The sequence below is a fragment of the Nonomuraea sp. NPDC049758 genome (assembly GCF_040674635.1).
Taxonomy (GTDB): Bacteria; Actinomycetota; Actinomycetes; order Streptosporangiales; family Streptosporangiaceae; genus Nonomuraea.
Genome location: NZ_JBFAMZ010000014.1, coordinates 258,325 through 284,448, shown reverse-complemented (window position 1 = coordinate 284,448; position 26,124 = coordinate 258,325). Strand labels below are relative to the sequence as shown.

The window sequence follows — 26,124 nt, the reverse complement described above, 5'->3', positions numbered from 1 at the left end:
ATGCCCTCGGCGCGGGCCTGGTCCACCAGCCGGGCCACCAGCTCCCGATCCGTCGATTCCTCCGGCTTCTTGCGCGCCACCGTGGCGTCCTCCAGCTCGATCTCCGTCGATGCCTGGATCACAGTACTCATCAGGTGCGTCCTCCATGATCAGGAGTCACACCGTTCTTTGTACAGTCCCAAACGGAGCGGTCGCGGGGCGATCTTCGGGAGCTCCTGGCGCGAGGGATTCGAGCGAAAGGCGGCGGTTGCCCATCGGCGTGGTGGGTCGGTGTCATACCATCGACGTGTCCCGGAAGACACCGATCGCGATCTTTTCGGTAGAAACGTTCTTGGTCGAGCCCGTCGGGGCAGGCTCTACAACAGCAAAACCCTCGCAAATACGACCCGATTGATGCCGTTTAGCCAGGTAGATGCCTAAATGTCCAGCTGTGATGTGTGTTACAGAAGGCCCTTGAGGCGGAATCTTTCCTACAGGTTTCTTCGTTCCGCGTCATAGCTCAGGACGAAGTCCGTCAGAGCAGTGAAAGCCCCGAAGAGGGGACCTACGACGAAAAGGTTTGGCTGACGATGAACAGCACCACCGTCTCCGCCGAGCTTGGCCTTCGGCTAGTGGTCCCCGACCGTACTACCGTCCCCCTGCTCGCCGGACTGAGCTACACAGCCGACGATCCGTATGCCATCCGCATGGCCTTCCACGTAGGGAACGACGAGCCGGTCGAGTGGATCTTTGCTCGTGAACTGCTGACCGTAGGCATCGTGCGGCGGGTCGGCGACGGCGACGTGCAGGTATGGCCCGCACGCGCCGATGGCGAGCGCACCCTGCACATCAGCCTCACCTCGCCGTTCGGGCAGGCGCTCTTCGAAGTGCCGCTGGCCCCCCTCACGGAGTTCCTCCACCGGACGTACGAGAAGGTGCCCGCGGGGCGCGAGACCGACTTCATGGACCTGGACGCCGAGCTCACCAACATGCTCTGGCCGTCCTGAACCGTCACACCCGAGGCCCCGGCGTCCACCCCGACGCCGGGGCCTCGGCATGTGCGGCGTCAGGACGGGAGGGACGGGAGCGTGGTCGCGGCCTGGCGCATGCGTTCGATCTCGATGCTCTGGCCGGAGTAGACGTCCCTGGCCAGCAGGCGCATGCGGTAGTCGCGGCCGCCGGCCAGCTCCTCCCCCGCCATCTTCACCGCGCCCTGGTGGTGCCGGGTCATCAGGCGCAGGAACAGCTGGTCGAACGCGGTCCCCTTGGCCCCTCGCAGGGCGTTCAGCTGCTGTTCGGTGGCCATGCCGTAGCCGGCCGCCGCGCCGTGGTCGTGGCCGGCGGGGGCCGGGCGGCCCAGTTCGGCGAGCCAGACGGTCATGGACCTGATCTCGGGGGTCTGGGCGGCGGTGATCGAGCGGGCGAGCGCGCGGATGACCGGGGTGGTCGTCCGGGCCTCGACCAGGGAGGTCATCTCCAGCGCCTGCCGGTGGTGCGGGATCATCGCCTCGGCGAAGCGCACGTCGGCGGCGAGGGTGGGGGCCGGGCTCGGGCCGACGCGTTCCCCGGGGGTCGCCGTCCGGGCCGAGGCTCCGGGGCCGGCGGGCACCAGGACGGGGGCGTCCGTCCCGACGACCGGGATGTCCGGGGCAGGCGGCTGAGAACAGGCCGAAAGCGCAAATGTCATCACAACTGTGATGGAGATCGTACGCGGCCACCAACGTGCTGGCATAACTTCCATAGTGGGCCACGAGAGATAAAGGGGACGCGTGTTGATCTTCGCCAAGTTGCGCGGAGCGGTGTTGTGCGCGGCGTTGTTGCTGGCTTCGGCGTGCGCGGCGGAACCGCCGCCGGCCGGTGATCCGGGGCCGGCCTCCTCGAAGGAGAGCGGCACGGCGTCAGGCACGGCGTCGGGCACGGGCGAGGTGCTGACCAGCGCCAACGTCAAGCACGTGGCGAACGTCCCGCGCTCCGGCCCGTTCGCCGGGGACGACAACTTCAACACCGACCTGGCCTTTCAGGGCGATTACGCGTTCGTCGGGAACTTCGCCGGGTTCACGATCTACGACATCAGCGACCCGGCCAGGCCGAAGACGGTGAGCCAGGTGTCCTGCCCGGCGCAGCAGAACGACGTGAGCGTGCACGGCGACCTGCTGATCCTCTCGGTCGACGAGCCGCGCGGCAGCGCGGGCTGCGACTCCAACGAGGAGACCCGCAACTGGGAGGGTCTGCGCCTGTTCGACATCAGCGACAAGAAGCGCCCGCGCTACGTCGGCGCGGTGCTGACGGACTGCGGCTCCCACACCCACACCATGGTCCCCACCGACGACAAGCTCTACGTCTACGTCTCCTCCCCCGGCCCAGAGCCGGACTCGCGGACCTGCTCGCCGCCGCACCAGAACATCCAGATCGTGGAGATCCCGCTGGACGACCCCAAGTCCGCCAAGGTCGTGGCACAGCCGAACATCTTCCCCCAGGAGCAGAACACCGAGATGTTCGCGGGCTGCCACGACATCACCGCCTACCCGGAGAAGAAGCTCGCCGCGGCGGCCTGCTTCGGCGACGGCGTGCTGCTCGACATCTCCGACCCGGTCAGACCACGGGTGATCCAGCAGATCCGCGACACCGAGAACTTCCAGATCTGGCACTCGGCGACGTTCAACAACGACGCGACGAAGGTCGTCTTCGGGGACGAGCTGGGCGGCGGCAGCCAGGCCACCTGCGACGCCGGCACGCCGCGCACCAAGGGCGCCGACGCGGTGTACGACCTGGTGAACGGCAAGCTGGAGCGCCGGGGCTACTTCAAGATCCCGCGCAACCAGGAGCCGGACGAGAACTGCGTGGCCCACAACGGCTCGCTGATCCCGGTGAAGGGCAAGGACGTCATGGTCCAGTCGTGGTACCAGGGCGGGGTGTCGGTCTGGGACTTCACCGACTCGGCCAACCCCAGGGAGATCGGCTTCTTCGAGCGGCGCCCGTACCCGGAGGGCGGCATCGCCGGCTCGTGGTCGGCCTACTACTACAACGGCTACATCTACTCCAGCGACATGCGCGAGGGCCTGGACGTGCTGCGCATCGACGACCCGATCACGGATCCGGCCAAGCAGGTGAAGATGGACGAGTTCAACGTCCAGACGCAGAAGTCGTACTGACGGATGAAGGGACAGGGCCCCGGAGGCGGGGCCCTGTCGAGGGCGGGTCAGGGGTTGAGGTCGGCGGCGGCGCGCTCGGCGAAGATCCGCATGGCCTTGGCGGTGATCGGGCCGGGCGCGGTGGGCAGCTCGGTCCGGTCGACCAGCCTGATCGGCTGGATGTCGCGGGTGGTGGAGGTGAGGAACGCCTCCTCGGCCTCGTACAGGGCCTGCAGCGGGACGTCGGTCTCCTCGCCGCCGCACCATTCGAGCACCAGCGCGCGGGTGACGCCGGCCAGGCAGCCGGAGGCGAGCGTGGGGGTGATCAGGCGGCCGTCGCGCACGATGAAGATGTTGGAGCCGGTGCCCTCGCACAGGTCGCCCGCGAGGTTGCCGAAGATCGCCTCCCCGGCGCCCTGGTTCTTGGCGTGCAGCAGGGCCTTGGCGTTGTCGCCGTAGGAGGTGCTCTTGACGCCGGACAGCGCGCCGCGCTCGTTGCGCGGCCAGGGGACGACGGCCACGTTGGCGGTCTCGGGGAACGGCTTCTGCTCGTCGACGATGACGATCGAGGTGGTTCCCTGGTTGCCCCGGTCGGAGCCGAGCGGGCCTGGGCCGCTGGTGTAGGTGATGCGGATGCGGCCGAGCGGCCAGGCGGGGGCGGCCGCCAGCAGCTTGCCGACGCCTTCGGCGATGGCCTCGACGTCGGGCTCGGGCAGGTCCATGCGCTGGGCCGAGAGGGTGAGCCGGTCGAGGTGCCGGGTGAGCGCGAACGACTCGCCGTCGACGATCTTGATCGTCTCGAAGACGCCGTCGCCGACCATGAGCCCGTGGTCGAACACGGAGACGGTGGCCTGCGCGGGGTCGATCAGTTCCCCGTTGACCCAGACAGGGATGTTCATGCGTTTCCTCCTGAGGATGCCAGTGAGATGAGCCTGGACGCCTTCAGCTCGGTCTCGGACCATTCACGCGCGGGGTCGCTGCCCCACGTGATGCCCGCGCCGGTGCCGAAGCGGATCTCGCCTGCTGAGATCCAGAATGTTCGGATGCCCACGGCCAGCGCCGCCCTGCCCCGGTCGGCGTCGACCCAGCCCACGGCACCACAGTAGGGCCCCCGGGGGACCGGTTCGAGCTCATTGATGATGCGCAGAGCGGACGACTTGGGCGCGCCCGTGACAGACCCGGGCGGGAAAGTGGCGGCGAACAGCTCCGGCCAGCCCGCTCCTGGCGCGAGCCTGGCCCGCACGGTGGAGACGAGGTGGACGAGACCCGGATGCTCCTCGACCGCGCACAGGGAGGGCACCTCGACCGAGCCGACCGCCGCGACCCGGCCCAGGTCGTTGCGGACCAGGTCGACGATCATGACGTTCTCGGCGTAGTCCTTCTCCAGCAGGTCGGCGGCGGTGACGCCGGTGCCCTTGATGGGGCCGGACTCCACGACGTCGCCCTCGCGCGACAGGTAGAGCTCCGGCGAGGCCGACACCACGCTCAGCCCGGGCACGTCGACGACGGCGGCGTACGGGGCCGGGTTGCCCTCGGCCAGCCGCGCGGCCAGCGCCAGCGGATCGGCGCCGGGCGGGACGGGTGCGGACAGGACGCGGCAGAGGTTGGCCTGGTAGACCTCGCCCCGCTCGATGTGGTCGCGGATCGCGCGCACGCCGCGTTCGTAGGCGGCCCGGTCGAGCGAGGTATGCCACTGGCCCGGATGTGGACCGTGCCAAGGGCTCCTGGGCGAGGGCAGCGCGGACGGGCGCACGCGGTCGAAGCGGGCGCAGGTCGCCGTGCCCTCGTAATCGACGACGACGGCCCACCAGCCCTCGCCGTCGAGGGCGGCGAGGTCGGTCGTCACGTCGCGGAGTCCGGTGGCGAGATGACCGTTTAAGTGGGCGAAACCGTCGTACACATCTCCCATTGTCCCAGCATCTCGACCAGTTGCAGCGCGGAGGGCAGGGGAACCTCGGGAAGGGCCGCGTACACCGTGCGGACGGGGGTGGCCGCGCGCAGCGGCTTGAGCACCAGGTTCGGCGGCACCGCCCGCGCGGCCAGCTCGGGCACCAGCGTCACGCCGAACCCGGCGGCGACGAACCCGAACTTGCCCGACCATTCGGCCACCCGCAGCCCGCCGCGCGGCGTGAATCCGGCGGCGGCGCACGCGGCCACCAGCGGCGTCGGCTGCCCGCGCGGCGCGGCCTCGATCCAGTTCTCCTCGGCCAGGTCGCGCAGGTCCACGTCGGGGTCGGCGGCCAGCGGGTGGCCCGCGGGCAGCGCGACGAGCAGCCGGTCCTGGCAGAGCCGGACGAGCCGGGCGTCCTCGGCGGGCAGCCCGGCCGGATAGTCGCTGATCACGGCCACGTCGAGCGCCCCGGCGTGCAGGCGTTCCATGAGCCGCGAGGTCAGCGCCTCCGTCATCCGCAGCTCGACGCCGGGGTGGGCGGCCAGGAAACGCTTCAGCGTGGAGGGCATGAGGTCGACGTTGGCGGTGGCGAACGCGCCCACGCGCAGCGTGCCGCCGCGCCCGGCGTGGATCGCGGCCAGTTCCTCACCGGCGCGGGCCAGCCGGTCGAGCACGGCGACGGCGTGCCGGTGCAGGGCCGTGCCGGCGGGGGTCAGGCGCACGCCGCGCGCCAGGCGTTCGAACAGGGGGCCGCCGCCGGCCCGTTCCAGCGCGGCGATGCGCCGGGAGACCGCGGACTGGGTGTAGCCGAGCAGCTCGGCGGCGGCGGTGAAGGAACCGCTCCTGGCCACCTCGTCGAAGAGGCGGAGGGCTTGGAGGTCAAAGGCATTCGTCTCGTGCATGGCTGCCATGCAATCTAGTCGGTGGTGGAATACCTCGCATCCCTGTTCACTGTTCCCGTGATTGCATTTCTCGGACAGGGACGCATGGGCGTCCCCATGGCTCGGCGACTCGTGGAGGCCGGGCACAAGGTGACGACGTGGCGGCGTGGGACCGGCGTGCCGGTCGCCGAGGCGGTGGACGGCGCCGAGCTGGTGATCAGCATGCTCAGCGATCCGGCGGCGGTGCGCGAGGTGCTGACGGCAGCGCTGCCCGGTCTGCGGCCCGGCGCGACGGTGGTGGAGATGTCCACGATCGGCCCGGAGGCGGTGCGCGAGCTGCGTGAGCTGCTGCCCGCGTCGGTCGCGCTGGTGGACGCGCCGGTGCTGGGCAGTGTGGGCCCGGCGGCGGACGGCTCGCTGGTGGTGCTGGCCGGCGGCGACGTGTCGGGCTGCCGCGAGGTGCTGTCGGTGTTCGGCGGCGTGCGCGAGACCGGGCCGCTGGGGTCCGGCGCGGCGATGAAGATCGCCGTCATGAGCGCGATCGTGCCCGCGCAGGTGCTGGTCGCCGAGACGCTGGCGTACGGGGCGGCGCACGGCGTGGACCGGGACGCGCTGCTCGACGTGCTGGCCGGCACGCCGCTCGGCCAGGTCGCCGAACGGCTGCGCACGCCCGCCACCGAGACCCGGTACTCGCTCGGCCTGGCCGCCAAGGACCTGGAGCTGGCGGCGTGGGAGGGCGCGTCGATGGCCACGGCCGCCCGGCGACGCCTGCAGGAGGCGCGGGCGGCCGGGCTGGGCGAACGCGACCTGACGGCGGTGGCCGAGCACGTCGGCGGCGCCCCGGCCGCGCGCGCGGTGCCGCTGAACCTGTCCACGATCCCGGCCACGAACGGCGCGTACTCGCACGCCGTCCGGGTCGGCGACATGCTCTACGTCTCCGGCCAGGCCGCCTTCGACGAGCAGGGGCACGTGGTCGCCCCCGGCTCGCTGAAGGACCAGGCCGAACACATCTTCGCGGTCACCACGCGCATCCTGGCCGACCAGGGCGCGACCTGGCAGGACGTCGCCTTCATCCGCACGTACCTGACGGACATGGACGACATCCTCCAGCTCAGGGACGTGCGCAACCGGTACGTCACCGGCACGCCCCCGGCCAGCACGACCGTCGAGGTGTCGAAGCTGTTCCGGCCGGGGCTGGTGATGGAGATGGACCTGATCGTCGCCCTCCCCCGCTGAGCGGGAGAGGCTAGTCGAGCGGCCCGGTGACCGACTCCGCCGCGGCCACGACGCCGCCCTCGGCCACCAGCCGCACGGCGGACTCGATCTCCGGCGCGAGGAAGCGGTCGGGGCCCGGCGCGGGCACGTTCTCGCGCAGCGCCCTGACCACGGCCGCGGTCGCCGGCGCGGGCTCCAGGGGGGCGCGCAGGTCGAGCGCGCGGGCCGCGGTGAGCACCTCGACGGCCAGCACCCGCGTCAGCCCGTCGACCGACCTGCGCAGCTTGCGCGCCGCCGACCAGCCCATGGAGACGTGGTCCTCCTGCATGGCCGAGCTGGGGATGGAGTCGACGCTGGCGGGCACGGCCAGCCGCTTCAGCTCCGAGACGATCGCGGCCTGGGTGTACTGGGCGATCATGTGGCCGGAGTCGACGCCGGGGTCGTCGGCCAGGAACGCGGGCAGGCCGTGGTTGCGGGCCACGTCGAGGAAGCGGTCGGTGCGGCGTTCGGACATCGAGGCCAGGTCGGCGGCCACGACGGCGAGGAAGTCGAGCACGTAGCCCACGGGCGCGCCGTGGAAGTTGCCGTTGGACTCCACCCGGCCGTCGTCGAGCACGGCCGGGTTGTCCACGGCGCTGGCCAGCTCCCAGCCGGCCACGGTGGCGGCGTGCGCGATCGTGTCACGGGCGGCGCCGGCGACCTGCGGGGCGCAGCGCAGCGAGTACGCGTCCTGGACGCGGGTGCACGCCTGCGGGTCGCGGTGGCTGGCCATGACGCCGGAGCCGGCCAGGATCCTGGTCATGTTGGCGGCGGACCTGGCCAGGCCGGGGTGGGGGCGCAGAGCCTGGAGCTCCGGCATGAAGACGCGGTCGGTGCCGAGCAGCGCCTCGACGCTCATCGCCGCGCTGATGTCGGCGGTCCTGACCAGCCTGGTGAGGTCGGAGATGGCCAGGATGAGCATGCCGAGCATGCCGTCGGTGCCGTTGATCAGGGCCAGGCCCTCCTTGGCGGCCAGCTCGACCGGCTCGATGCCGGCCTGCTTGAGCGCCTCCCCGGCGGGCTGGAGCTCCCCCGCGGCGTCGCGGACGACGCCCTCGCCCATCAGCGTCAGCGCCACGTGGGCCAGCGGCGCGAGGTCGCCGGAGCAGCCGAGGCTGCCGTACTCGTGCACGACCGGCGTGATGCCGGCGGTGAGCAGCGCGGCCAGGGTCTTGGCGGTGCCCGGCCTGATGCCGGTGTGGCCGGTGGCCAGGGTGTGCAGGCGCAGCAGCATGAGCGCGCGCACCACCTCGGTCTCGACCTCGGGGCCGCTGCCCGCCGCGTGCGAGCGCACCAGCGAGCGCTGGAGCTGGGCGCGCAGCGCGGGGTCGATGTGCCGGGTGGCCAGGGCGCCGAACCCGGTGGAGACGCCGTAGGCGGGCACGGGGCTCTCGGCAAGTTCGTCCACCCGCTGGCGGGCGGCCGCCATGGCGGCCACCGCGTCGTCGGTGAGCTGCACGGCGGCGCCGTGGCGGGCCACCTTGATGACGTCGTCGAAGCTCAAAGGCTCGGGGCCGACGTTCACGACTCCGTTGTCGCGCATGATCGTCTCTCTCGCTTAGGTAACCGGCGTACCCGATGTTAGCTCCTTACTCGGGAAGATCGCCGCCAGCCCCTCCCTGCCCTCGTCGGTGAGGACCACCGCGCGCGGCACCGATCCGCGCCGGTACCAGCCGCGTTCCAGGAGGACGTCGGTGATCGCGGCACCCAGGGCGCCGCCGAGATGCGACCGGCGTTCGGTCCAGTCGAGGCATTCCGGGGCGAAGCGCCGCCTGGTCCTGCGGGCGCCCTCGACGTCCACACCCAGGCCCGTCAGCAGCCGTTCGCCGTCGGAGGTGAGGTCCTGGCGGTCGTAAAAGCCGCCGTCCCTGAGCCGGTCGAGCAGGGCGACGCCGGCGCGTCCGGCCAGATGGTCGTAGCAGGTGCGGGCCTCCTCCAGCAGGCGCGCCTGCCGGGACTGGCGCAGGGAGCGCACCGGCGGGCGGGCGCTCACCCTGGCCAGGGTCTCCAGCACCTCGGCGATCTCGTGCCCGGCCAGCCGGTAGTAGCGGTGGCGGCCCTGCCGGACGACGTCGACCAGGCTCCCGTCGAGCAGCCGGGACAGATGGGCGCTGGCGGTCGCGGCGCTCACCCCGGCGACCCTGGCCAGCTCGCCGGCGGCCAGGGCCCGGCCGCCGAGCAGCGCGGTCAGCATGGCGGCCCTGGTGGGGTCGGCGATGAGCGCGGCGACGGGCGCGATGTCGGCGTCACGGGCGATGTGCTCCATGCCCACGACGCTAACGCACCGACATTTCGTCCTGGGACGAAGTGTCAGCCGCTCCCCAGGGCCTTCCTGATGATCTCGCGGGCCCGGTCCATCAGCGCGAGGGGCGTGCCGATCAGCACGTTCTTCGTCGCCGACTCCACGCCGGGACGCGGCCGCAGCGGCCCGACCGCCTCGGCCGCCCGCACCGCCGCCGCCATGGCCCGGCGTTCCACGACGGAGGTGCTGTTGCGCAGCTGGGCGAACTCGTAGCGCTCCTCGCTGCGGGCGTGCATGGTGACCGCCGTGCGCAGCTCGGCCAGCTTCTCCCAGAACGCCGGGTCGTCCACGCCCGCCCGGTCGATCTCGACGAGCAGGCGCTTGGCCCGGTTCTCCTCGGCCAGCCGGTCGGCCACCACGCCTGGACCGCCGTCCACCTTCCTGCGCGCATAGGGGTGGACGATCTCCTCCTCGGCGGTCTCGTGCACGGCCAGCAGGCGGATCAGCCGCTCGAACGCCTCCGCCACCCGTTCCGGCGGCGCCTGCTCCACCTCGTCGAACAGGTCCCTGATCTGGCCGTGCTGGGCCATCAGCACGTCGATGACATCGTGTTCAGCCACGTCCAGCGGCCTACCCGGGCGCCGGTCGGGCACGCGCCTCCTTACCGAACGCGGATCGTTCGGCGACGCAACGCGGAGGTTGCCCCACCAGGCCGCGGGTAGGCGCAGCGACATGGCCTTCGACCCACTTCAGGAGCGGGGCATCCCGCTGGACGAGCAGTTGCGCGACTGGCGGGAGCTCAACGTCTCGCCCATCGATCCCGACCACGCCGACCCGTACACCCGCTGCCGGATCATCACGATGAACGGCATCGAGACCGAGGCGGTCCTGTTCAGCCACCAGCTCGCCCGCCACTGCACCGACCTGGAGCTGAGGCGGCAGCTCGCCCGGGTGCGCTACATCGAGGCGCAGCAGCAGAAGGCGGTCAACTGGCTGCTGCCCGGCGTCGCGTCGGTGCTGGAGACCACCATCGCCTACGAGCAGGTCGCGGTGGACCTGACGGCGTGGGTGGCGCGCATGGAGCCGGACCCGTACCTGACGCAGGCGTACCAGTTCGGGGTGCTGGAGGACTTCGACCACCTCTACCGGTACGCCAACCTCTACGAGATGATCGAGCACCGCAAGGCCGAGAAGATCGTGGACGGGGTCACCGAGGTCATGCCGGGGCGGCCGACGTACCTGCACCACCGGGACCCGGTCGACAACGTGCGCGAGCCGTACGACCGGCACCACACCGAACCGCTGTCGAAACTGCACGCCCTGACCGTCATGGCGGCCGAGCAGCAGACCATGAACTTCTACATGAACGTCGGGCCGCTGGCCATGGAGCCGATCGCCCGGCAGCTCTACCAGGAGATCGCCATGGTGGAGGAGGAGCACGTCACCCACTACGAGTCGCTGGTCGACCCGGGCGAGAGCTGGTGGGAGATGCTGCTCAACCACGAGTACAACGAGTGCTACCTCTACCACTCCTTCATGGAGACCGAGTCCGACCCCAGGGTGAAGGCCGTCTGGGAGCTGCACCTGAACATGGAGATCGAGCACCTGCGGCTGGCCTGCGAGCTGTTCAAGCGGTTCGACGGGCGGGATCCCGACCAGGTGCTGGCTCCCGAGCTGCCGCCGCCGGTGACGTTCGAGCCGAACAAGGCGTACCTGCGGGAGCTGCTGGCCACCCAGATCGACTGCACCACGCTGGGCACCGGGTACGTCCAGGAGGCCCACCAGCGCTTCACGCGCATGCAGGAGGCGGTCCTGGGCGGGGAGAAGCCGCCGTCGGAGCGGGTCATCGACGACAACCGGGCGGTGTCGGGGCGGGAGTACCGGCTTGAGACCGAGGGGCCGCATCCGGCGGGCATGCAACTGGGCCGCTGACCCCGCCGCTGACCGGGGCGCTGACCGGGGCGCCCCGGCTCGCGCCGTGCCCCGTGTTCCGCCCCGGGGCGGTGGGCGCGGCCGGGCCGCACCTGGGACGACCTGCGCGGAAGCGCTCCGGTTTGGGGACTCGGCGAGGATTCGCTAGAGTTCTCTCGTCGCCCGGCACGAGCGGGGCGCACGCGGAAGTGGCTCAGTGGTAGAGCATCACCTTGCCAAGGTGAGGGTCGCGGGTTCGAATCCCGTCTTCCGCTCGGAGCTTCCGGCTCGGTGGCGTGGCCGAGAGGCGAGGCAGCGGCCTGCAAAGCCGTCCACACGGGTTCAAATCCCGTCGCCACCTCTACGAAGGACGATTAGCTCAGCGGGAGAGCGCTTCCCTGACACGGAAGAGGTCACTGGTTCAATCCCAGTATCGTCCACCAGGTTCCATAGCAGATCAGGTCTAACCTGGTCAAACAGGAGCTATAGCCCCAGCTCACGGCACACGCCGGGAGTCTGGGGCTTCTTGTTGTTCCGGGTTGATCAGGGTTGTTGTCAGCACCGGTGCTGACGTTGTGCTGACCCCATGACAGACGCTTCTCCGAGTGAGGGGTTGACGTAGCTCCGACCTGGGCTGACGATCGCGGAGTCGAGCAAAGTGCGGCAAAGCTCCAGCGGAGGTAGCGATCATGAAGTTGACGTTCCTGGGCAAGGAGACGACCGGGGATCAGTCCCCAACCCTGTACGCCACCGACCGGGGCACCATCGTGGTGCAAGGATGGAAGATCACAGACTCCGAAGCCCTCGAAACCCTCAAGGACGTACCCGACCACGAGACGTTCTTGGAGGTTCCCAGGGAACTGATGCGGCACCTACCCAAGGAGTGGCTCGACCATGGAGACGCAGCGCCTAACCCGTGACGACTTCCGGGCGCTGTGGCTCAGGCGTCGGCGAGCCTTCCATCTGGAGATGAGGGACTCCTACGGCGTCGAGGACGAAGAGGGACCGTTCCGCAGGTGGCTTCTGGGCGAAACGGATGACTACCAGTGGCACCAGTCCTGGTTGTCCTTCGCCCGGATGTCCACCCGCCGAGGCACGATCATCCAGCGGGCCCGGATCGTGACCGAGCCCTTGAGCGACTACATCAAATGGGCCATGACCATCGATCCCCAGAACATCGAGGCAGGCGAGGACATCCGCTATCTGCCCCGACATCAGGCCGCCGACATCCACCTGCCCGAAGAGGACTACTGGCTGCTCGACGAGGACACCTTGGTCCTCAGCTTGTTCATGCCGGACGGCTCCTCAGGAGGCTTCGGCCTGGTCTCTGATCCCGGCCTGCTTGAGGAATGCCGCACGGTGCGAGACCAGGTGTGGGCGAGGGCGATTCCCTACGCCCAGTACGTCGCGTAGCCGCTCCAGTGTCTACGCCAGCACAGAAGGCACGCGAGGCACTCGGCGTGCGCCTGAGGGACATCCGCAGGGATGCCGGGCTGTCAGGCGTCGCGCTGGCGACCATGGCAGGCTGGCACTCCTCCAAGGTCTCCCGTATCGAGTACGGCAAGCGCAACGCTTCCGAGGACGATCTACGGGTGTGGTGCGAGCACTGCCACGCGGAAGATCAGCTAGCCGACTTGGTGGCCACGCTCCGCTCCATCGAGACCATGTACGTGGAATGGCGGAGGCAACTCGGCATCGGAACGCGTAAGCGTCAGCGTGACCGGCTGACGATGGAAGCCGAGACGAGTTTGTTTCGTATGTTCGAGACGTTCTACATACCCGGGCTCTTCCAAACCCCCGAATACGCCGGCTCGGTGATGACCAGCGTCGTGGAGCTACTGCGTGTACCCAACGACGTGGCCCAAGGCGTCCAAGCACGGATGGAGCGTCGCCACATCCTCTTTCGGAAGAAGCATCGCTTCCACGCGGTGATCTGCGAGGTGGCCCTCAGCGCAGGCGTCGTGCCCCCCGACGTGATCCCGGGCCAACTCGATCAACTCCTTCACGACATGGAGTTGCCTACGGTCAGGTTGGGCATCATCCCCACCGCAGCTCGCCATAAAGCACTGCCCTTGACGGGCTTCTGGATCCTCGATCGCCGCGTGGTCCAGATCGAGACCCTTGCCGCCAGCCTGGCCCTGAGCCAGTCTCATGAGGTCGCACTGTACGAGCGAGCCTTTGAGCAGCTCGCGGCGTCCGCCGTGTACGGAGCCAAAGCCAAGACGCTTATCCGCGAGGCACGGGCACGGCTGAGTTAGTGCGGCAAAGAGCGGCAAACGCCTTGGATGCCGAGATCCTTCACTCCTAGCGTCGAGGCATGACCCTCACGCACACAACCGCAACCGCTGAGGACGTGCTCGGGGAACCCGTGTCCGAGGAAGTAGCCGAAGCCCAGAGCGCCGCCCTGGACCGCGTTCTTGCTCTGCTGGAGGCCGATGGCGTCAACGCCCACTTGATCAAGCGAATTTGGATCGAGGCGAAGACGAACGGCTCGGGCGTGCAGAAGCAGTGGCATCCCCCTCAGCTCGTCATCTTCGCAGATGGCGGGTGGAGAATCGCCACGGTCACCATCGGCCCTCGCTCCGGCAGCTACGCCGTCGAGTTGGCCCGCGTCGGCCCGGACAACGAAGCTCGGCACGACCGAATCGAGATGGTGCCAAGCGACCACCCGAACCGTGTCGGCCTACTGGTCGCACAGAACGCCGGAGCGTTGGCATGACCATGGCCACGGCCACGGCAAGCAAGCGAGCGTTCCGCTATCCGTACGTGATCGGCTGGACAGGAGAGGCTCAGAACCCTCCGCTGAAGTGGGTACCGCGCCATGGCGGGTTGCGACTGAGCTACGCCGTGCCCCAACGGGGCGACTTCCGCAACGGTGCCCTCCTCCTGCGACAGGGCCAGAATCGCACGGGCCGACCCGACTTCACGACGGTCAACACGCTCAGGCAGTGGCGCTGCATGGAAAAACGGCTGTGCCAGGTGTGCGCGCGGTCCGCTGTAGATCGGGACACGGGCCGGATCTGGTGGCTGTTGTCCGGTGACGGGGACGAGGGCGACGGCTACACCAACGCGCCGCCGACTTGCCGGGCTTGCATTCCGGAAGCGATCTCGCAGTGTTCGCACCTGCGGCGTAACGCTGCTGTCTTCACCGTGGCCGATTGCTCGCCGCATGGGGTGCGGGCGGATGTGTTTGTTCCTTACTTACCGCCGCTAGTGCCGTTCGAGAGAAACGCCGTCGTCAGGTTCGACGAGTACGACATGCATCACGTGGTGGCTCGTGAGCTGCTGATGCGGCTACATGACGTGCAGCCGGCCGTAACGGACCGTGAAACCCAGCGGGCCGCATAGGGGCCCGCCTCCAGACAACCCCGGCTGAGAAACATTGACCGACCCGTCAAGCCTCAGCCGGGGTGCAGTACCCCCGGCACTCGTTCTTCCCCGCCGGGGTGGGGGCCCTGGCAGTCCTTCCGCAGACACAGACCCCAGGTTGTACGGCCAGGGCTCCCCGCAGACACACGGCCGGTGGCTGTCGAATCCCGCCACCAGCCGTGCAACCACCTCGGGCCATCCGGCCCGAGTGTGAAGGAGGGCAGACAGATGGACCTGTACGCCAAGAACCTCGGCCACCTGGAGTTCCGCCGCCTGTGCGGCGGCAACAACAACGAGGACGGCGAGGGCGAATCCTGCGTCGAGATCGCGCCGATTCCCGACGTGGCCGACACGTTCGCCCTGCGGGACTCGAAGAACCCGGATGCCGGGACACTCCGGTTCACGGGTGCCGAGCTTCGCGCCGCTGGGGTGCGCACCATCTAGTACCGCCACCAAGAGGCGGCCCCTGCCCGCCTGAATCAGGCAGGGGCCGCCTCCTTCGACTTTACGGGGAAGCTATGCACTGGCACGCCTACACCTGGTTCGGGAACGGGCAGGACCTCAAGCACGAGGCCGAGCGACGTCCCACCTCACCGGACTTTCCCACCTCCGCCTTGCCGCCGATGCGGACAGGCGATTGGCTGATCAAGCCACGATCGAGGATCGCCGAGACGTTCGCTGACGCGGTCAAGGCCGGGGAGTGGATGGCAGCGGCGTACGCGGCACAGCGGCCGGACAGCGACCGGATACCCGTGGTGGAGCGTCTGGTGACATCGGTCGATCTGCTGCCCCGTGGGGTGGATGTCCAGTGGGGCGAGTGGCTGCCCGGAGGACGGTTCATCACGATTGGCGTGATCTGCTGCCCGAACCGGCACGTAGACCATCCGTGCCCTCAGCCTCCGGTGACGGCGTGATGCGTAGACGCGATCTCTACGTCCTGGCTCCGTTCCTATTGCTCGCGGGGGCGCTCGGCTGGTGGCTGGCCGTCGCCGACTTCTGAGTCAGCCGCCCCGGCCGGTGGCCCTGTACGTCTGCGATTTCACGTACGGGGCTGACGTACACATGGAACAGGCCCCCGGTCGTGAAGCCGGGGGCCTGTTCGTGTCAGGACTACTACGCGGCCACCTCAGGAGCCTGGAACAGGGCCTCGGGGGTGCCCTTGGCCCGACTCCGGCGAGAAGCCTTGGTCACCGTGGCCGCCTGAGGGAGGCTGGCGGCGGCCTGCTTGGCCATCATGGACATGAGGATCTCCTGGAGCATGTCAGCCCCCGCAGGGGAGGACAGGAACGCCTTGACGGCCTCCTCCGAGACGGCAGGCTCCTCGGTGGTCTCCTCCACTGGCTCGGGCTCAGGAGCCGTCTCAGGCTCGGGCGTGACGGGCTGGGCGGCGTCGATCTCGTCCCACTCGTCATCGCTCAGGAAGGGCAGGAAGGCGGGAGTCTCGGCGACCGGAACAGGCTCCTCCTCCGGAACCGTCTCCTCGGTGGCGGTCGACTCGGCGGGCTCCTGCTCAATCTCGGCGGTGTCCTCCATGAAGATCTCGGGAAGCTCCTCCGAGTCGAGATCAGTAAGTTCATTCGAGCGCTCCGAAGTCTCTTCCGGGGCTTCGTAGCGGTAGACCAGGGCGGGCCTGCCTCCACCCTGGGGCTGCACCTTGCTCATGGTCACGCTGGGGAGTTCGGCGATGATCTCGTTCATCTCGGCGGCCTTGCGGCCGAACTTGCGGAACAGGGCCGTGCTGTTGACCCCCTCAGGCCCAGCGGCCTTGATGAACTGCTCCACGCGCGTGGCGAGCGTCTCCTCAGACGAACCGGCACCGTTCGCGACCTCAGGCGACAGGTAGGTCACTGAGTCGCACATGTAGGAGACCAGGCCCACGGCGGCCTCCAGGTCCCGAGTCGTGATCTCGTCTCTCCGGTCGGCCAGCGCGTACAGGGCGCTGAGCCGCCACACGTAGTCAGCCGCCCGTGCGGCGAACTGCTCCATGGCCTCACGGCCCAGCGTGAGAGCGTCGATCATCTCCGACAGCTTGTCATCCCACAGCGCCATGGCGCTGCGCGAGACGGTGACCTCCTCCACGTCCCTGGCATAGGCAACGGCGTTGCGGAACTCTCTGACGAGTGGCCGCATCAGGTCCGACCAGGCGCTTGCGCTGATCTGCTCCGAGAGCTTGATCTTCTTGGACCTCTCCACGTACAGGCACAGGAAGCGGTTCAGGGTGCCCCCGGCGCGGTCAGCCTTGCCGATGCTGGCCGCGAACTCAGCGGGAGTCACGTTCCCGATGATGGACACGTGGGGAGCGTCCACGTGGATCACGGCTTCCTTGGTGCGGTTGCTGATCGACGCACCTTCCCAGCTACGCCGGATGGCCTTGCCGAAGCTCTTGTACCGGGCAGACACCTTGAGCAGGTCGGCGAACTCCTCCTCGATCATGAGAGCGTTGCCGTTCATGTCCGCCAGGGTGGAGACGTAGGCAGGCCCAGACTGGGGGCAACCTTCCAAGACGGTGGACTTGGCCCAGTCGGGAAGCGCGCCCTTGAACACCTGAAGGGCGGCACGGGTGGCCGTGCCCTTGCGGCCCATGCCGGTGTTGCCGATGAGCACGATCCACGTGCTGAGGGTCTGGCTCTGCGTGCCGTAGACCACCTGAGGGAGGTTGGTGATCGCTGAGCTGAAGGCGCTCAGCAGAGCGCCCAGGATGCCCACAGGGTCAGCCTCGCTGTGCGGGGTGATGGTCTGCACGATCCTGCCCAGAAGCCCGGAGTAGACCACTGGGGAGACCTGGGGACGGGCAGCGGTGGTGTTGGACTGCATGAGCTACGCTCCCTGATTGGTGGCCCCAGAGCGCAAGCGACGACCAATCTCTGTCGCTCTGGGGCTGTCTTGTGTCTGACGCTGGTTCGTCGATCCCGAGTTTGTTTGTTCCATTTCTCGGTTGATCAAGTCCAGCGATCAGCAAAGTGTCATAGGCGCGAATCTCATGTCAATACTTTTGCTCGAATAAACTCCGAGAAAGTTAGTTAGAGCAGGTCGACGACCAGGGGTGTCGGCATGGTTAGCTAGAGGGCCGCCCAGGGGGTATGCACTTTTTGAAGGCGGATTAGACCCCGCGGGGGGAGGTTCCTCCGACCAAGTACGGGTCTCGAATTTTCCAGGAAGGACGCCATCTGCGCGCCGACCTGGAGTAACGCCCTCACGTGAGGGTGGAAGAACTAACAAACTCGCAGCCCTGAAAACAAAGAAATCCCCGAACCCAGGTGATGGGTTCGGGGATAGTCGAAATGAATTTAAGCGGCCCACTTCACAGCGGCCTTAACCAGGCCCTCGGAATCCTTCACGGCGACGTTTGGTGCGGTGGGCTGCTTACCGCCAGGGAAAGACAGTACCCGCGCGCCGTAAAGGTGCAGGGCATCAATCTGGTCACGTCGATACTTCTCTACCGGCTGGCTACGGAAGTCGGTGAACTGGCTGGCGTAAGTGGTGAACGACTTGTGCCCGGCCAGGATGTCAACGCCAGTCGGCATCGCTGTGGTGGACAGCAGCGTGAACCCGGCCAGGCGGGCAACCACGCCATTGGCCGTGGCCCCAGCCTCACCCAGAGCGGCAGCGTTGGCCACGTCGGGGGCGCGCATCAGGTAGCGCTTGGCCGTCGGCGAGACGACCACATATCGGCCTGTGGGCACGTCGCTGCCGTCGAGCTTCTCCATCATGTCGAAGATGGCTTCCAGCAGCGCCTCACCCTTCGCGACGCTCGTGGACAGGCCGCCCACGTCCACCTGAGGCAGGCTGGACGCAGAGGCCGCGATGGTGACACCAACGAACGTGTCTGTCGAGGCCGCGAGAGCGCGGACGGACTCCAAAGTGGCCGGCGCCGCCAAAGCGCCGGCTACCTGAACCGTCTCGATGTTGCGCACGTAGAAGGCCACGTAATCGGCCTCGGTGATGTCGACGTACTGCTCAACGGTCTTCAGGTCTTCGATCGTCATTCCGGCCACGTCGTTGTACTTACCGACATTAGGCCGGATGAGGCCGTTGACCACCATTCGGTCGCCCTGGGCGGTGATGTCGCCCTCATAGTCGGTGTTCACCACCAGAGGCGAGGCCCAGACCAGCAGAGGGTCAAACTGGGTGAGGAGCTCGCTACTCCACTCGGTGGGTACAAAAGTATGAGTCCCCGCATGTGCGTACGGAGGGATGGGGTTGATTGCCAATTAACTAAAAACCTTTCTTGTGGGAACGTCTACCGGCGTGCCCGTGCGTCCAAGGGCACGGACTTGGGACCTTCTGGCGGTCCGCTGCCCTGCGGGCCGATACCCACGTTCTGAGGAAACCTAGGCTGGCTTTGGGCTGGCACGAGGGTGGTGATGAAATCGGTGATGGCGGCCGAATCAACCTGTCCGCCCGCGTCGATGAACGACGATACGTTGAGTCGGCCGATAGCCTCAGGGCCAAGCTCTAAGCCACGCTCCTTGGCCGCATAGTCGAGCTGGATCACAGCAAGCTGGTGCACGTGCTCAGCCTGGCTGTCGGCAATGGCCTGTTCCAGTTCCGCGTTCTTAGCGGTCACGGCCTCCAGTTCGGCGCTGGCGGCCTTCCAGCGAGCTTCGTTGGTCCGACTCAGGCTCTTCCACTTATCGGCCTCAGAATCGAACTGAGCGCCTTCTGGGGGTGCTTCGGCCACCTGACCCGTTTCGATGTCGGTGATGACCTCAGCGGAGTTGCTAGGCGAGTCATCCATTTCGGTTACTCCCTTCGATGGTCAATCGTCTGGTCCCGTCGGGCCTACCACGTACGCATACGTAGCTCGTCATGTTCTGGCGTTGTCTGCCACGCGTAGGTAAGCGACTTCGGGTTATCCAGGTCGCCGCTCACAGACACGATGCGGATAGTGGGGTCCAAATCGCCGTCCCGCCAGGCGGCGAGGATTTCCAGGGCGCTCATATTCTCAAGCTGGGCATGGCTGATCATCAGTGTCCTCTCAAATGGTGTAGGGGTATGAAGAAGGCCCTCGGCACGAGGTCACCGGGGGCCTACAACAGGCTTCACAAGGGGAGAGAACCGAGGTATCTCTCTCCACACCCTGTATTAGAGGGGGAAGCTTGTTATTTTGGCGAGAAAGCTCACCTCACTAGGGTTCGTAGCTCCCAAAGGACTTCATCACAACGCGTCGAGCAGTACGGATGAAACTGCTCGGCTTCGATCCATGTGCCGCACGACAGGCATAAGCCTTTGGCAAGGCGGTAGCGCTCCCGCGCTTGCTCACGATCACGTACGCGCTTGGCGGCCTGACGACACCCGGCCGAGCAGTACCGACGCCACGGGCCGGGGCGGCCCGCGCCGAGCTGGCGTGTCTCCTGCACCCGCTCGCCGCAGTGCCCGCAGCGGAAAACCTGGGTGAGATAGTCACCGGCCTTACGATGCCACAGTTCATTTCTCATGCCTTGGACCGCCGGTAGCGGTCCTGCAACGACTTGGCCGTATGGCACGCCCGATGGGCGCTACGAAGGTTGTCGTAATCCCAGCTACCGCCGTCGGCCACGGCGGTGACGTGATCCACCTCGTTGGCACCGGCCAGGCCACACAAGTAGCAAACTCCGGCATCACGCTTGAGAACCGCCCTGCGGCGGCGGTTCCAATCCTTCGGCCGAAACAAGTTCCTCTCGGATGTCACCGCCCACGGCTTGCGGCGGTGGGCGGAACACTTTCCTTCGCCGCGTACGGCGATCTGATGACAACCACTCTCATTACAAATCTTGTTAGCCAGGGCCAACGACCCTCCAATCGTCTAAATAATCATCAATTCAATGGCAGCCCTCAAAGGCTGCCGTGTATACGTTTCAATGAGGGATGCTACAAGTAAGGCTGGCTCTCTTGCCGGGAGCCAGCACTTAACCTTCTACTCGGACTCTCGCTAGAGCTACAGCTAAGGCTGAAGCTCTCTCTATCACTTAATCTGTTACTGGTGCTGCTTCTACTACTTGGTCACCGCTATACGGTGCCCTCAGGGCTGTTCCGTTTCCTCAAAAGGGTCATGAAATCCCTCTGGCTTCTGCCGCTGCTGCCCAGGCTGCGGCACCTTGGCAGGCTCCTTCAGGTCGGTAACAAGGATGACCTCTTCCTCAAGGGATTCGAGGAGATCACCGAAGCCGTTGTTCGTAATCTGGCCGTAGGGCTCGACCAGCTCCACGGGCATCGACAGCATCAGCCGGGGAATCTTGCCACCCTTCCCGCCTTCCCCGTCCTTGGTCAGGAAGCCTCGGGCAAGCAAGTGACGGAGTTGGCCGTACATGTCGTGGCCATTACCGGCATACCCAGCCATCTTCGCGATGTACTTCACTCCCACCTGTGAAACTCTCGTCCGGCCGTTGACAGACATGGCCACGCCGAAAGCCAACTCCAAGGCATCTCTGCCAATGTCTCGATCCCGGAGCATGCCCTTCGTCTCACCGAACTCCCGATACATCATGCGAAGCCATTGCAGAATCGAGGCGCTGTCTGGCCGCACGATGCGGCGAGGTTTCACGTCGGTCAACACAGTCGGTGTCCTGCGGCCAAGTTCATGTCATTCATCCGATTCTCCTTAATGATTAAACGATGATCTGGCGATCAATCCAGGTCTCCACATCGCGTTCCCTGAACATCAGGAAGCGGCCTATCCGGTGCCCCTTCAGTCCCCAGGGCCTCCATCGGTCGTAGAGCGTGCTCTTGGACACGCCCAAGTAGGCGGCCACTTCGTCCACGCCCATCAGTCGGTTGCTTCCTCCGCTGGCCAATCGCTCTCCACGTGTGTCGTCGCTGTTCAGTTGTCGAGTGGCAGGCCCGAGCCGCCGTGGTGCGACGGCTGGGCGTCTATCCATCGTCCCGTGTATAGGTGCAGACAGTCAAGCTATACATGAACAGAGTTCCGGCGTGACCGTGAATGCTGTAACGTTGTTGCTGTGACCGAACAACAGCAACCGCGCAGAAGCGCAGCGGAAGAGACGGCTCCCACCAGGCCGGGCTACCACCTCCAGCAGTGGTACGACGGCTGGCAAGTGGACATGTGGTGGTCCCCCAACAGCACAGGAGGCCCCACCGAACTACGCATCACCACCAACGACCCCGAACTGATGGCCCGAGGCATCACCACCGGCACGCTGCGGTCCATCCCCCTGGCCGACATCGCACGAGAGTTGAAGGGCGACCTTCAGCGCCTCAGCCGCGAGCAAGGCGTCTTCCACGTGCTCGAACCGCACACCAATTGGGCGATGCGGCACGTCCGGCAGACCGTCGAGGACAACCCCAAGCCAGGCCGCACCGGGCGGCCAGAATCCTTCCATCTCGCCGTAGCCGTCCTCTACGCCTGGTACGTGCTCATGCGTGAGCCCAACCCCGTACAGGACGTAGCCGAGATCGTGGGCGCAGAGCGCAGAGCAGCAGCCAACTGGATCTCCCTGGCCCGCAAGAACGGCATGCTCACCGAAGCCGCCGAACGCCAGTCCGGCGGCACCCTCACCGACAAGGCCATCTCTCTACTGAAGGCGATGAACGAGAGCGAGGAAACAAACTAACGTGGCCAGCCTGATCAAGAAATGCGAATGCGCCGACACCAAGGCCGGGCGCAGACTCGACCTCCGCAAGGCGGACGACCGCAAGACCGCCGAACGCGTGTGGGGCAAGTGCGGCCACTCCTGGACCGTCCGCTACCGACTCGGCGGACGAGGCACCAAGCAGACCGAAGCGTCCTACCCCCACACCATGAAGAAGGACGCCGAAGAGTTCGCCCGCCGCGTGGAGTCCTCCAAGGTCTCTCACCTCAAACTCACCGTGGACCGTAAGGCCGGGGCCGTCCCGTTCGGCGACTTCGCCGAGACCTGGTACGCCGACCTGAACGGCAAGCCGTTAACCAAGGACAAGTACCGCACCTACCTGTCCAAGCACATCAAGCCCGCCATCGGCGGCATCCGCCTCGACGGCATCGAGGCCAGCCACATCGAGGGACTCCGGGACAAGCTGATCGCAGCCGGATACGCCCCCTCCACCGTCCGGGGCGTCTTATCGGTGGTCAAGCAGGTGCTCGCACGAGCCGTCAAGGACAAGAAGATCACCGCCACGCCGTACGTCGGCATCAAGCCACCCAAGAAGGCCCCACGCAAGGAACGCGTCGTGGCCACCTGGGAACAGGTCATGCTGCTGGTCGAAGCCATGCCGGAACACCTCCGACTGGCCAGCCTGATCATGGGCTACACCGGAGCCCGCATCGGCGAAGTCCTCGGCCTCACCACGGCCTGCCTCACCGACGACGCCAACGTCCTGATCTTCACCGGCTCCTACACACGCAAGCATGGCGGCCAGAGAGGTTCGCTCAAGCACCGTCAGGACGGCGAAGACCGGCCCGTCCCCCTCCCCGGCTTCCTCCGCACGGCCATCGAGAACCACATCACCGACCACCAGATCCCCGAAGGCGGCTACCTCTTCCCCGGCAAGAAGGCGAAGGTCATCAACGATGACACCTACCGGAAGCGCTTCAAGGCCGCCCTGCAGAAAGCCGGACTCCCGGCCGACTTCCGCACCCACGACCTACGCCACAGCTTCACCTCGAACCGGCTCGCCGATGGCGTCGCCCTCACCGACGTGGCGCTGATGGTCGGACACAGCGACTTCCGTACCACCGCCAATTACACCCACCGGGTCAAGGACAGGTGGGCCGAGCACGCCAAGTCGATGGAGGCCACCTATGCGGCTGCCACGAACCCGTGATGACTTTGTGCTGATGCCACAACCACCCAATAGCCCATCTACCAGGCACTTTTGCCCTCAACTGGAACATTCCCAGTATCGTCCACCATCTCTCATCAGCCAGGTCGGCGGGTCGCCGGCCTGGCTGTCGCCTTTTCGCGGCCCTTCCCCGGCGCGGGGGCCTGGCGCCTGTAGCAAGCGTTTGGTTCGATCAGGGCATGGACGTTCAGGAGATCGCCGACCGCCTGGAGATCACCGACCTGCTGGCCCGGTACTCGCGGGCCGTCGACTCCGGCGAGTGGGACCTGCTCGACGAGGTGTTCAGCCCGGAGGCGGTCATCGACTACCGGTCCGCGGGCGGGATCAGGGGCGGGCTGGCGGAGGTCAAGAGCTGGCTCGCCGAGGTGCTGCCGCACTGGCCCGGACGCCTGCACCTGATCGGGGCCCCGCGGATCGTCCTCACCGGGGACGAGGCGCGGGTCAGCGCGCCGTTCACCGACACCCTCGCCCCGACGCGCGACATGGCCGCGGCCGACGCCAAGGGGTACCTGCACGGCGGCGGCTGGTACCACCACCGCATGCGGCGCACTTCCGGCGGCTGGCGCAGCCAGGAACTGGTGGAGGAACAGAGCTGGCGCACAGCCCGGTGACCCCACCCCCGCCCCTCCGGCCGTGACGGCTCCCTGCCCCAGCCGCTTCCCGACCGGCCCGCCTCCCGGCTCGGCCGCTTCCCGACGGGACCGTTCCCTGGCCGACGGCGTCCCGACCGGGCCGCCTCCCAACCGGGCGGCTTCCTGGCCCGGCGGGCTCAGTGTGGCTGGTTGGGGTGGGTTGTGGTGAAGGCGAGGAGGGGGATGGCGGTCTGCTGGGGGTCCTCCAGGATGGGGGTGTGGCCGAGGCCGGGCAGGAGCTCGATCTCGGCCCCCGGCACGACGCGGTAGCCGGACGCGGACGAGGAGCGCCACCGGCGGTCGTCCGCGCCGAAGATCACCAGCAGCGGCTTGCCCAGGGGCGCCAACCGGTCAGGGAGCGGCCGTTCGTGCAGGTAGTCCCGGGTGCCCTGCATGGTCGCGGCGAGCGTGTGGAGGGTCATGCATCGCACCTCGTCCAGCAGCTCGTCCGGGGGCCGGTAGCCGGGACGGCTGAAGCCCGGGCTCGCGAACAGGCGGATCTGCTCGTCGGTCGGCGGCCACTGCGTGGGGGCGAACGCGGCCGACGCCGGGGCGATGAAGGCGTCCAGGTCAGGGCCGGTGTTGATGAGGACGAGCGCCGTCACCAGGCCGGGACGCCGTTCGGCCAGGGCGGTGGCGACCGCGCCGCCGCTGGAGTGGCCCGCGACCACGGCCTCCCGCACGCCGAGCCGGTCCAGCGCCTCGCCGACCCGGCGCGCCTGGTCGGGGGTGGTGTAGCCGCGGTCGTCCGGTTTGGCGGAGCGGCCGTGGCCGAGCAGGTCGATCCGGATGACGCGATGGGAGCCCGTGAGCAGGGGGACCATCTGGTCCCAGGAGCGGGCCGAGGACGCCGAGCCGTGGATGAGGAGGAGGGCGGGGGCCTCGCGGGGGCCGTCCTGGAAGACGTGGAGGTCGCCGTCGTCCAGGGAGAGGATCGTGCTCTCGGTGGTGTCGCCGTGGGAACTGGTCATGAGGCCACTGTGGCGGCCGTCCCGCGCCGGGGGATTGGACGAATGTTCCCTCGGGTTGCTGCCGGGGCTACACGTTCGCCGACATCGAGAACCAGATGTAGCCGACAGTGGCCAGGAGCAGGCACGCTGCTCCGATCGCCGCGCCCGCCGAAACCGCGAAGATCCGTACGGACCTGGGCCGCCGTGCCGTGAACGCGTACCCGAGGGCGAGGCCGGTGCCGGGGAACACCGCGGCCGCGATGCCGCACTTGGCCAGGAGCTCTGTGGGCATCCAGTCCAACTGCCAGATGCTCCAGGCCACCAGTCCGTAGCCGGTGAGGGCCGCCGCGCAGAGCACGGCCAGCCCGAGGGCGGCGTACTTGCGCGTGCTGGGATCAGGGAGGGACGTCACGGGCCGATGATCGCACGGCGTCGCAGCCGCTGGTAGACGCACCGGAGGCGGGTGGGGAAGGGGGTGGGGTCACGTGCGGGTCAGGGGGCAGTGGGTGGCGTCTGTGGCGTAGGAGAGGAGGAGGTCGCGGGCCGTCTCCGTGTCGAACGGTTGCACCGCGTCCAGCAGGTGCAACCCCAGCCCGTCCTCCAGCGCCACCAGGTTCCGGGCGATCGTCATGGCGTCCCGGGTCAGCGCGAAGACGCCGGTCGCCGCCCCCGCCTCCAGGATCGCGGCGTACAGGGCCACCTGCCGCTCGTACAGCCTGATGTGCTGGGCCGCGTACGCCGGGTCGCGCCGGGCGTGCGCCCCCAGCTCGTACAGCAGCACGCACAGCTCGTCGCCCGGACCGGCGGGCAGGCCGCTGCCGATGGTGATGACCAGGCGCCGCCGCAGGTCGGGTTCACGGGCGGCGGCGGCCTCGCGGGCGGCGCAGAACCGGTCGACCGCCTCGCGCTGCACCTCCTGCAGCAGGCCGGCCATGCTCGGGAAGTAGTACAGCACCGACCCCGCCGACATGCCGGCGACTTCGGCGACGTCGCGCAGCCGCAGGTCGAGGATGCCGCGTTCGAGCACCGCCCGGCGGGCGGCGGAGACGAGTTCGGCCCGCTTCTCCCGGGCCCGGCTGGGTCGCGCCATGGCCGCGATTCTTCATAGACGCTTCAAGAAACGCAAG

31 protein-coding genes and 3 tRNA genes are annotated in these 26,124 nt (G+C 67.7%); 17 read left to right on the top strand and 17 right to left on the bottom strand.

Annotated features, from left to right (window positions below; genetic code table 11):
* The first annotated feature begins 569 nt into the window (after positions 1-569).
* Entirely contained in the window at positions 570-986 is a 417-nt protein-coding gene (locus tag AB0J46_RS33325) for an SsgA family sporulation/cell division regulator (protein ID WP_020547189.1), read from the top strand.
* Between the two features lie 59 nt (positions 987-1,045).
* Here AB0J46_RS33325 and AB0J46_RS33320 read toward each other — a convergent pair whose 3' ends face one another.
* On the bottom strand, positions 1,046-1,666 hold the full coding sequence (locus AB0J46_RS33320) for a DUF305 domain-containing protein (RefSeq protein ID WP_364338116.1): 621 nt from the start codon (positions 1,664-1,666) through the stop codon (positions 1,046-1,048).
* Between the two features lie 82 nt (positions 1,667-1,748).
* Between AB0J46_RS33320 and AB0J46_RS33315 the strand changes: the two genes are divergently transcribed.
* Positions 1,749-3,131 carry a hypothetical protein gene (locus AB0J46_RS33315; protein WP_364338115.1) on the top strand — a complete coding sequence of 461 codons (1,383 nt, stop codon included), beginning with the start codon at positions 1,749-1,751 and terminating at the stop codon, positions 3,129-3,131.
* 47 nt (positions 3,132-3,178) lie between these two features.
* Here AB0J46_RS33315 and AB0J46_RS33310 read toward each other — a convergent pair whose 3' ends face one another.
* Genes AB0J46_RS33310 through AB0J46_RS33300 form a run of 3 tightly spaced genes read right to left on the bottom strand, consistent with a single transcriptional unit; the run spans position 3,179 to position 5,903 of the window.
* A complete protein-coding gene (locus AB0J46_RS33310) occupies positions 3,179-4,009 on the bottom strand; it encodes an aminotransferase class IV (RefSeq protein ID WP_364338114.1) in 831 nt (276 codons plus the stop codon).
* Complete coding sequence (locus AB0J46_RS33305) at positions 4,006-4,956, bottom strand: chorismate-binding protein (protein WP_358285607.1); 951 nt, start codon at positions 4,954-4,956, stop codon at positions 4,006-4,008. Before AB0J46_RS33305 ends, AB0J46_RS33310 begins: the two co-directional genes overlap by 4 nt.
* 29 nt (positions 4,957-4,985) lie before the next feature.
* On the bottom strand, positions 4,986-5,903 hold the full coding sequence (locus AB0J46_RS33300) for a LysR family transcriptional regulator (protein ID WP_364338113.1): 918 nt from the start codon (positions 5,901-5,903) through the stop codon (positions 4,986-4,988).
* 21 nt (positions 5,904-5,924) lie between these two features.
* Here AB0J46_RS33300 and AB0J46_RS33295 point away from each other — a divergent pair, with 21 nt between their 5' ends.
* A complete protein-coding gene (locus AB0J46_RS33295; RefSeq protein ID WP_364338112.1) occupies positions 5,925-7,118 on the top strand; it encodes a Rid family hydrolase in 1,194 nt (397 codons plus the stop codon).
* 10 nt (positions 7,119-7,128) lie between these two features.
* On the opposite strand, the gene hutH is transcribed toward AB0J46_RS33295, so the two are convergent.
* From hutH to AB0J46_RS33280, 3 genes are read right to left on the bottom strand one after another with little or no spacing between them, the layout of a single operon-like run.
* Complete coding sequence (gene hutH, locus AB0J46_RS33290; protein WP_358002038.1) at positions 7,129-8,679, bottom strand: histidine ammonia-lyase; 1,551 nt, start codon at positions 8,677-8,679, stop codon at positions 7,129-7,131.
* A 15-nt stretch (positions 8,680-8,694) separates the two neighbouring features.
* Complete coding sequence (locus AB0J46_RS33285; RefSeq protein ID WP_364338111.1) at positions 8,695-9,402, bottom strand: helix-turn-helix transcriptional regulator; 708 nt, start codon at positions 9,400-9,402, stop codon at positions 8,695-8,697.
* A gap of 44 nt (positions 9,403-9,446) precedes the next feature.
* Positions 9,447-9,998, bottom strand: coding sequence for a hemerythrin domain-containing protein (locus AB0J46_RS33280; RefSeq protein ID WP_364338110.1), 552 nt, complete (start codon positions 9,996-9,998; stop codon positions 9,447-9,449).
* A 112-nt stretch (positions 9,999-10,110) separates the two neighbouring features.
* Here AB0J46_RS33280 and AB0J46_RS33275 point away from each other — a divergent pair, with 112 nt between their 5' ends.
* From AB0J46_RS33275 to AB0J46_RS33225, 11 genes are all read left to right on the top strand, one after another.
* The gene (locus tag AB0J46_RS33275; RefSeq protein ID WP_364338108.1) at positions 10,111-11,310 is read left to right on the top strand and encodes a hypothetical protein; all 1,200 of its coding nucleotides are present in this window, start codon (positions 10,111-10,113) and stop codon (positions 11,308-11,310) included.
* Between the two features lie 182 nt (positions 11,311-11,492).
* Positions 11,493-11,564, top strand: a tRNA-Gly gene (locus tag AB0J46_RS33270).
* 15 nt (positions 11,565-11,579) lie between these two features.
* A tRNA-Cys gene (locus tag AB0J46_RS33265) sits at positions 11,580-11,650 on the top strand.
* Positions 11,651-11,657: 7 nt separating this feature from the next.
* Positions 11,658-11,732: transfer RNA gene (locus tag AB0J46_RS33260), tRNA-Val, on the top strand.
* Positions 11,733-11,978: 246 nt separating this feature from the next.
* Positions 11,979-12,209 carry a hypothetical protein gene (locus AB0J46_RS33255; RefSeq protein ID WP_364338107.1) on the top strand — a complete coding sequence of 77 codons (231 nt, stop codon included), beginning with the start codon at positions 11,979-11,981 and terminating at the stop codon, positions 12,207-12,209.
* A complete protein-coding gene (locus AB0J46_RS33250) occupies positions 12,184-12,702 on the top strand; it encodes a DUF6879 family protein (RefSeq protein ID WP_364338106.1) in 519 nt (172 codons plus the stop codon). Before AB0J46_RS33255 ends, AB0J46_RS33250 begins: the two co-directional genes overlap by 26 nt.
* A gap of 47 nt (positions 12,703-12,749) precedes the next feature.
* Positions 12,750-13,547 carry a helix-turn-helix transcriptional regulator gene (locus AB0J46_RS33245; protein WP_364338105.1) on the top strand — a complete coding sequence of 266 codons (798 nt, stop codon included), beginning with the start codon at positions 12,750-12,752 and terminating at the stop codon, positions 13,545-13,547.
* Between the two features lie 59 nt (positions 13,548-13,606).
* Positions 13,607-14,008: a hypothetical protein gene (locus AB0J46_RS33240; protein ID WP_364338104.1), complete on the top strand. Its 402-nt coding sequence runs from the start codon at positions 13,607-13,609 to the stop codon at positions 14,006-14,008.
* Entirely contained in the window at positions 14,005-14,637 is a 633-nt protein-coding gene (locus AB0J46_RS33235) for a hypothetical protein (protein WP_364338102.1), read from the top strand. Before AB0J46_RS33240 ends, AB0J46_RS33235 begins: the two co-directional genes overlap by 4 nt.
* A 249-nt stretch (positions 14,638-14,886) precedes the next feature.
* Positions 14,887-15,102, top strand: a complete 216-nt coding sequence (locus AB0J46_RS33230) for a DUF397 domain-containing protein (RefSeq protein ID WP_364338101.1) — start codon at positions 14,887-14,889, stop codon at positions 15,100-15,102.
* Between the two features lie 74 nt (positions 15,103-15,176).
* Positions 15,177-15,572, top strand: a complete 396-nt coding sequence (locus tag AB0J46_RS33225) for a hypothetical protein (RefSeq protein ID WP_364338100.1) — start codon at positions 15,177-15,179, stop codon at positions 15,570-15,572.
* A 199-nt stretch (positions 15,573-15,771) separates the two neighbouring features.
* Here AB0J46_RS33225 and AB0J46_RS33220 read toward each other — a convergent pair whose 3' ends face one another.
* The 7 genes from AB0J46_RS33220 to AB0J46_RS33190 all read right to left on the bottom strand — a co-directional run bounded on the left by AB0J46_RS33220 (position 15,772) and on the right by AB0J46_RS33190 (position 21,404).
* Positions 15,772-17,472, bottom strand: a complete 1,701-nt coding sequence (locus AB0J46_RS33220; protein WP_364338099.1) for a DUF3987 domain-containing protein — start codon at positions 17,470-17,472, stop codon at positions 15,772-15,774.
* Between the two features lie 473 nt (positions 17,473-17,945).
* Positions 17,946-18,746 carry a hypothetical protein gene (locus AB0J46_RS33215; RefSeq protein WP_364338098.1) on the bottom strand — a complete coding sequence of 267 codons (801 nt, stop codon included), beginning with the start codon at positions 18,744-18,746 and terminating at the stop codon, positions 17,946-17,948.
* A gap of 152 nt (positions 18,747-18,898) precedes the next feature.
* On the bottom strand, positions 18,899-19,396 hold the full coding sequence (locus tag AB0J46_RS33210) for a hypothetical protein (RefSeq protein ID WP_364338096.1): 498 nt from the start codon (positions 19,394-19,396) through the stop codon (positions 18,899-18,901).
* 44 nt (positions 19,397-19,440) lie between these two features.
* A complete protein-coding gene (locus tag AB0J46_RS33205) occupies positions 19,441-19,626 on the bottom strand; it encodes a hypothetical protein (protein WP_364338094.1) in 186 nt (61 codons plus the stop codon).
* A gap of 466 nt (positions 19,627-20,092) precedes the next feature.
* Positions 20,093-20,329 (bottom strand): HNH endonuclease signature motif containing protein, encoded by a 237-nt coding sequence (locus AB0J46_RS33200; RefSeq protein ID WP_364338123.1) that lies wholly within the window; start codon positions 20,327-20,329, stop codon positions 20,093-20,095.
* A 330-nt stretch (positions 20,330-20,659) separates the two neighbouring features.
* The gene (locus AB0J46_RS33195) at positions 20,660-21,193 is read right to left on the bottom strand and encodes a hypothetical protein (RefSeq protein ID WP_364338093.1); all 534 of its coding nucleotides are present in this window, start codon (positions 21,191-21,193) and stop codon (positions 20,660-20,662) included.
* 52 nt (positions 21,194-21,245) lie between these two features.
* On the bottom strand, positions 21,246-21,404 hold the full coding sequence (locus tag AB0J46_RS33190; protein ID WP_364338092.1) for a helix-turn-helix domain-containing protein: 159 nt from the start codon (positions 21,402-21,404) through the stop codon (positions 21,246-21,248).
* Between the two features lie 192 nt (positions 21,405-21,596).
* On the opposite strand from AB0J46_RS33190, the gene AB0J46_RS33185 reads away from it, so the two are divergent.
* The 3 genes from AB0J46_RS33185 to AB0J46_RS33175 all read left to right on the top strand — a co-directional run bounded on the left by AB0J46_RS33185 (position 21,597) and on the right by AB0J46_RS33175 (position 24,026).
* Positions 21,597-22,208, top strand: a complete 612-nt coding sequence (locus AB0J46_RS33185; RefSeq protein ID WP_364338091.1) for a hypothetical protein — start codon at positions 21,597-21,599, stop codon at positions 22,206-22,208.
* A 1-nt stretch (position 22,209) separates the two neighbouring features.
* Complete coding sequence (locus tag AB0J46_RS33180; protein ID WP_364338090.1) at positions 22,210-23,397, top strand: tyrosine-type recombinase/integrase; 1,188 nt, start codon at positions 22,210-22,212, stop codon at positions 23,395-23,397.
* A gap of 197 nt (positions 23,398-23,594) precedes the next feature.
* Entirely contained in the window at positions 23,595-24,026 is a 432-nt protein-coding gene (locus tag AB0J46_RS33175) for a nuclear transport factor 2 family protein (RefSeq protein WP_364338089.1), read from the top strand.
* Positions 24,027-24,184: 158 nt separating this feature from the next.
* Here AB0J46_RS33175 and AB0J46_RS33170 read toward each other — a convergent pair whose 3' ends face one another.
* From AB0J46_RS33170 to AB0J46_RS33160, 3 genes are all read right to left on the bottom strand, one after another.
* Positions 24,185-25,018 (bottom strand): alpha/beta hydrolase, encoded by an 834-nt coding sequence (locus tag AB0J46_RS33170; protein WP_364338088.1) that lies wholly within the window; start codon positions 25,016-25,018, stop codon positions 24,185-24,187.
* 67 nt (positions 25,019-25,085) lie between these two features.
* The gene (locus AB0J46_RS33165; RefSeq protein ID WP_364338087.1) at positions 25,086-25,409 is read right to left on the bottom strand and encodes a hypothetical protein; all 324 of its coding nucleotides are present in this window, start codon (positions 25,407-25,409) and stop codon (positions 25,086-25,088) included.
* A gap of 69 nt (positions 25,410-25,478) precedes the next feature.
* Positions 25,479-26,087, bottom strand: coding sequence for a TetR/AcrR family transcriptional regulator (locus AB0J46_RS33160; protein WP_364338086.1), 609 nt, complete (start codon positions 26,085-26,087; stop codon positions 25,479-25,481).
* Between the last annotated feature and the right edge of the window lie 37 nt (positions 26,088-26,124).

Coding starts and splice junctions, on each gene's coding strand:
- AB0J46_RS33325 (WP_020547189.1), top strand. CDS start 570: ATGAACAGCACCACCGTCTCCGCCGAGCTTGGCCTTCGGCTAGTGGTC.
- AB0J46_RS33320 (WP_364338116.1), bottom strand. CDS start 1,666: ATGACATTTGCGCTTTCGGCCTGTTCTCAGCCGCCTGCCCCGGACATC.
- AB0J46_RS33310 (WP_364338114.1), bottom strand. CDS start 4,009: ATGAACATCCCTGTCTGGGTCAACGGGGAACTGATCGACCCCGCGCAG.
- AB0J46_RS33300 (WP_364338113.1), bottom strand. CDS start 5,903: ATGCACGAGACGAATGCCTTTGACCTCCAAGCCCTCCGCCTCTTCGAC.
- hutH (WP_358002038.1), bottom strand. CDS start 8,679: ATGCGCGACAACGGAGTCGTGAACGTCGGCCCCGAGCCTTTGAGCTTC.
- AB0J46_RS33285 (WP_364338111.1), bottom strand. CDS start 9,402: ATGGAGCACATCGCCCGTGACGCCGACATCGCGCCCGTCGCCGCGCTC.
- AB0J46_RS33275 (WP_364338108.1), top strand. CDS start 10,111: ATGGCCTTCGACCCACTTCAGGAGCGGGGCATCCCGCTGGACGAGCAG.
- AB0J46_RS33255 (WP_364338107.1), top strand. CDS start 11,979: ATGAAGTTGACGTTCCTGGGCAAGGAGACGACCGGGGATCAGTCCCCA.
- AB0J46_RS33250 (WP_364338106.1), top strand. CDS start 12,184: ATGGAGACGCAGCGCCTAACCCGTGACGACTTCCGGGCGCTGTGGCTC.
- AB0J46_RS33240 (WP_364338104.1), top strand. CDS start 13,607: ATGACCCTCACGCACACAACCGCAACCGCTGAGGACGTGCTCGGGGAA.
- AB0J46_RS33235 (WP_364338102.1), top strand. CDS start 14,005: ATGACCATGGCCACGGCCACGGCAAGCAAGCGAGCGTTCCGCTATCCG.
- AB0J46_RS33230 (WP_364338101.1), top strand. CDS start 14,887: ATGGACCTGTACGCCAAGAACCTCGGCCACCTGGAGTTCCGCCGCCTG.
- AB0J46_RS33225 (WP_364338100.1), top strand. CDS start 15,177: ATGCACTGGCACGCCTACACCTGGTTCGGGAACGGGCAGGACCTCAAG.
- AB0J46_RS33220 (WP_364338099.1), bottom strand. CDS start 17,472: ATGCAGTCCAACACCACCGCTGCCCGTCCCCAGGTCTCCCCAGTGGTC.
- AB0J46_RS33210 (WP_364338096.1), bottom strand. CDS start 19,396: ATGGATGACTCGCCTAGCAACTCCGCTGAGGTCATCACCGACATCGAA.
- AB0J46_RS33205 (WP_364338094.1), bottom strand. CDS start 19,626: ATGATCAGCCATGCCCAGCTTGAGAATATGAGCGCCCTGGAAATCCTC.
- AB0J46_RS33190 (WP_364338092.1), bottom strand. CDS start 21,404: ATGGGCGTGGACGAAGTGGCCGCCTACTTGGGCGTGTCCAAGAGCACG.
- AB0J46_RS33175 (WP_364338089.1), top strand. CDS start 23,595: ATGGACGTTCAGGAGATCGCCGACCGCCTGGAGATCACCGACCTGCTG.
- AB0J46_RS33170 (WP_364338088.1), bottom strand. CDS start 25,018: ATGACCAGTTCCCACGGCGACACCACCGAGAGCACGATCCTCTCCCTG.
- AB0J46_RS33160 (WP_364338086.1), bottom strand. CDS start 26,087: ATGGCGCGACCCAGCCGGGCCCGGGAGAAGCGGGCCGAACTCGTCTCC.